The sequence below is a fragment of the Propionibacterium acidifaciens DSM 21887 genome, assembly GCF_000426605.1.
Lineage (GTDB): Bacteria > Actinomycetota > Actinomycetes > Propionibacteriales > Propionibacteriaceae > Propionibacterium > Propionibacterium acidifaciens.
This window is the reverse complement of the sequence record NZ_AUFR01000061.1, coordinates 1-5,003: the sequence shown is the minus strand read 5'-3', so window position 1 is coordinate 5,003 and position 5,003 is coordinate 1. Positions and strand designations below refer to the sequence as shown.

2 rRNA genes are annotated in these 5,003 nt (G+C 59.3%); both read left to right on the top strand.

The window, feature by feature from the left end:
* The first annotated feature begins 78 nt into the window (after positions 1–78).
* A 16S ribosomal RNA gene (locus tag K336_RS0112155) occupies positions 79–1,598 on the top strand.
* Positions 1,599–1,873: 275 nt separating this feature from the next.
* Positions 1,874–5,003 (top strand): 23S ribosomal RNA (locus K336_RS0112150).
* Together the 16S and 23S rRNA genes form the textbook arrangement of a ribosomal RNA operon.

Here is a 5,003-nt window from a genome sequence, read left to right as displayed (position 1 = left end):
GTTTTTCTGGATGGGGTCGGGGTTGTTCTCTTGTTGTTTTTGTCGGGCCGGGTTCTTCGTGGGTCTGGTCCGGTGGTTTTTACGGAGAGTTTGATCCTGGCTCAGGACGAACGCTGGCGGCGTGCTTAACACATGCAAGTCGAACGGTAAGGCGCTTTCGGGCGTACACGAGTGGCGAACGGGTGAGTAACACGTGAGGAACGTGCCCTTGACTTTGGTATAGCACTTGGAAACAGGTGGTAATCCCGAATATTCAGTTTCCCGGGCATCCGGGTTGTTGGAAAGCTTTTTGCGGTCAGGGATCGTCTCGCGGCCTATCAGCTTGTTGGTGGGGTAGTGGCCCACCAAGGCCTTGACGGGTAGCCGGCCTGAGAGGGCGACCGGCCACATTGGGACTGAGATACGGCCCAGACTCCTGCGGGAGGCAGCAGTGGGGAATATTGCACAATGGGCGGAAGCCTGATGCAGCAACGCCGCGTGCGGGATGACGGCCTTCGGGTTGTAAACCGCTTTCACCCATGACGAAGCGCGAGTGACGGTAGTGGGGGAAGAAGCACCGGCCAACTACGTGCCAGCAGCCGCGGTGATACGTAGGGTGCGAGCGTTGTCCGGAATTATTGGGCGTAAAGAGCTTGTAGGCGGTTGATCGCGTCGATAGTGAAATCCCGGGGCTCAACCTCGGGCTTGCTGTCGATACGGGTTGACTTGAGGAAGGTAGGGGAGAATGGAACTCCCGGTGGAGCGGTGGAATGCGCAGATATCGGGAAGAACACCGGTGGCGAAGGCGGTTCTCTGGACCTTTCCTGACGCTGAGAAGCGAAAGCGTGGGGAGCAAACAGGCTTAGATACCCTGGTAGTCCACGCTGTAAACGGTGGGTACTAGGTGTGGGTCGCATTCCACGTGATCCGTGCCGTAGCCAACGCATTAAGTACCCCGCCTGGGGAGTACGGCCGCAAGGCTAAAACTCAAAGGAATTGACGGGGCCCCGCACAAGCGGCGGAGCATGCGGATTAATTCGATGCAACGCGAAGAACCTTACCTGGGTTTGACATGTACTGGAAGCGCTCAGAGATGGGCGTGCCTTTTCGGCCGGTTCACAGGTGGTGCATGGCTGTCGTCAGCTCGTGTCGTGAGATGTTGGGTTAAGTCCCGCAACGAGCGCAACCCTCGTCCAATGTTGCCAGCAGTTCGGCTGGGGACTCGTTGGAGACCGCCGGGGTCAACTCGGAGGAAGGTGGGGATGAGGTCAAGTCATCATGCCCCTCATGTCCAGGGCTTCACGCATGCTACAATGGCCGGTACAAAGAGTTGCGAGCCTGTGAGGGTGAGCGAATCTCGGAAAGCCGGTCTCAGTTCGGATTGGGGTCTGCAACTCGACCCCATGAAGTCGGAGTCGCTAGTAATCGCAGATCAGCAACGCTGCGGTGAATACGTTCCCGGGGCTTGTACACACCGCCCGTCAAGTCATGAAAGTCGGTAACACCCGAAGCCGGTGGCCTGTCCCTTGTGGGGGGAGCCGTCGAAGGTGGGACTGGTGATTAGGACTAAGTCGTAACAAGGTAGCCGTACCGGAAGGTGCGGCTGGATCACCTCCTTTCTAAGGATGCCTGTCTTCTCGTGTCTGCTGGGGTTTCCTGGTGGGTGCGGGGCCCGTGCGCCGGCTCGTGCCGGTGGTGCGGGTCGGGCTTGTTTTTTGTGGAGGGCTGGCTGGGGGCACGCTGTTGGGTTGTGAGGGAGCGGCCGTGCGGTGGCTTCTTCGTCGGCGGTCGTGTGTCGGGCGGGTTCGTCCCGTGCGGCGTGCGGTTCCGTGCGTGTGTTGAGAACTTCATAGTGGACGCGAGCATCTTTGTAGTTTCGATTGACATGTGTGTTCGACAAGCTACTGAGTGCGATCGGTGGATGCCTAGGCACCAAGAGCCGATGAAGGACGTTGTGACCTGCGATAAGCCCCGGGGAGCTGGTGGACGAGCTTTGATCCGGGGATTTCCGAATGGGGGAACCTCGAAGGTGACCGGTCGTGAGGCCGGCGACTGCTCCCTGAATGTATAGGGGGGTGTGAGGGAACGTGGGGAAGTGAAACATCTCAGTACCCACAGGAGAAGAAGACAACAGTGATTCCGTGAGTAGTGGCGAGCGAAAGCGGAGGAGGCCAAACCGTGCGTGTGTGGACAGCTGGCAGGCGTTGCACGTGCGGGGTTGTGGGAGTGTTCTTGCCCGAGCTGTCAGGAGGGCGGGGAGTGACAAAGCGGTGTTGAAGTGGAAGCGGCTGGGAAGCCGTACCGGAGTGGGTGACAGTCCCGTACACGTATGACATCGTCTTCCTTGGGCACGTCCCAAGTAGCGCGGGACCCCTGAAATTCCGCGTGAATCCGGCGGGACCACCCGTCAAGCCTAAATACTCCTTGGTGACCGATAGCGGACCAGTACCGTGAGGGAACGGTGAAAAGTACCCCGGGAGGGGAGTGAAATAGTACCTGAAACCGGTCGCATACAATCCGTCGGAGCCTTCCTCGTGGGGGTGACGGCGTGCCTTTTGAAGAATGAGCCTGCGAGTTAGTGGTGTGTGGCGAGGTTAACCTGTGTGGGGTAGCCGTAGCGAAAGCGAGTCCGAACAGGGCGGTCCAGTCGCATGCTCTAGACCCGAAGCGGTGTGATCTACCCATGGCCAGGGTGAAGCGACGGTAAGACGTCGTGGAGGCCCGAACCCACCAGGGTTGCAAACCTGGGGGATGAGCTGTGGGTAGGGGTGAAAGGCCAATCAAACACTGTGATAGCTGGTTCTCCCCGAAATGCATTTGGGTGCAGCGTCGTGTGTTCCTTGTCGGAGGTAGAGCACTGGATGGTCTAGGGGGCCCATCAGCTTACTGAAATCAGCCAAACTCCGAATGCCGGCAAGTTGGAGCACGGCAGTGAGACGGCGGGGGATAAGCTTCGTCGTCGAGAGGGAAACAGCCCAGACCATCAGCTAAGGCCCCCAAGGGGCGGCTAAGTGGAAAAGGATGTGGAGTTGCGGTGACAACCAGGAGGTTGGCTTGGAAGCAGCCATCCTTGAAAGAGTGCGTAATAGCTCACTGGTCAAGTGATTCCGCGCCGACAATTCAGCGGGGCTCAAGCCGTCCGCCGAAGCTGTGGCGTCCGCGCGTGTGCCGGGCGCCGGGCCTTGTGTCCGGTGCCGGGCGTGTGGATGGGTAGGGGAGCGTTGTGCGTGCCGTGAAGCGTCGGGGTGACCCGGCGTGGAGTGCGCGCGAGTGAGAATGCAGGCATGAGTAGCGTTTTGACGGGTGGGAAACCCGTCCGCCGAATATCCAAGGGTTCCGGGGTCAAGTTGATCTGCCCCGGGTGAGTCGGGTCCTAAGGCGAGGCCGACAGGCGTAGTCGATGGTTGACGGGTTGATATTCCCGTACCGGCCCAGCAACGGTCCTGTCGAATCGGGTGATGCTAAGCACGCGAGATGTCTCCGGCGCTTTCGGGTGCCGGTGGCGTCGAGTCTGTGAACCGAGTCTGTAGTAGACAAGCTGCGGAGGGACGCAGGAAGGTAGCTCGACAGCCGTCATGGTAAGGCTGTCAAGTCTGTAGGGTGACTGGTAGGCAAATCCGCTGGTCGTGTGCCTGAGAGATGATGAGAGGGGCCCTGTCAGCAGGGTCCGTGTTCGAGTGATCCTATGCTGCCTAGAAAAGCTTCGTGAGCGAGTTGTTGTGCCGCCCGTACCCCAAACCGACACTGGTGGATAGGTAGAGAATACCGAGGCGATCGAGATAATCGTGGTGAAGGAACTCGGCAAAATCCTCCCGTAACTTCGGGACAAGGGAGACTTGAGGCGTGAGGGGCCCGCGCGGCCCTCAGCGCCGGGAGTCGCAGTGAATTGACCCAAGCGACTGCTTACTAAAAGCACAGGTCCGTGCGAAGTCGTAAGACGATGTATACGGACTGACTCCTGCCCGGTGCTGGAAGGTCAAGGGGAACCGTCAGCCTCTCGGCGAAGCGGTGAACTTAAGCCCCAGTAAACGGCGGTGGTAACTATAACCATCCTAAGGTAGCGAAATTCCTTGTCGGGTAAGTTCCGACCTGCACGAATGGAGTAACGACTTGGGTACTGTCTCCACCACGAGCTCGGTGAAATTGCATTACGAGTAAAGATGCTCGTTACGCGCAGCAGGACGGAAAGACCCCGGGACCTTCACTACAGTTTGGTATTGGTGATCGGTGCGGCTTGTGTAGGATAGGTGGGAGACTGTGAAGCGGCCACGCCAGTGGCCGTGGAGTCGTCGTTGAAATACCACTCTGGTCGTTCTGGTTGTCTAACCTCGGACCGTGACCCGGTTCAGGGACAGTGCCTGACGGGTAGTTTGACTGGGGCGGTCGCCTCCCAAAGAGTAACGGAGGCGCCCAAAGGTCCCCTCAGCCTGGTCGGCAACCAGGTGTCGAGTGCAAGTGCACAAGGGGGCTTGACTGTGAGACGGACACGTCGAGCAGGGACGAGAGTCGGGACTAGTGATCTTCTGGTGGCGTGTGGAAGCGCCAGAACTCAACGGATAAAAGGTACCCCGGGGATAACAGGCTGATCTTGCCCGAGCGCTCACAGCGACGGCATGGTTTGGCACCTCGATGTCGGCTCGTCGCATCCTGGGGCTGGAGTCGGTCCCAAGGGTTGGGCTGTTCGCCCATTAAAGCGGCACGCGAGCTGGGTTAAGAACGTCGTGAGACAGTTCGGTCCCTATCCGCTGCGCGCGTAGGAATCTTGAGAAGGGCTGTCCTCAGTACGAGAGGACCGGGACGGACCAACCTCTGGTGTGCCAGTTGTTCCTCCAGGAGCATGGCTGGTTGGCCACGTTGGGAAGTGATAACCGCTGAAAGCATCTAAGCGGGAAGCACGCTTCAAGATGAGGATTCCCCAGCCCCGTGCTGGTAAGGCCCCCGGCAGACCACCGGGTTGATGGGTCGGACGTGGAAGCGCCGCGAGGCGTGGAGCTGACCGATCCCAAACGGCCGAGAGGCTTGCC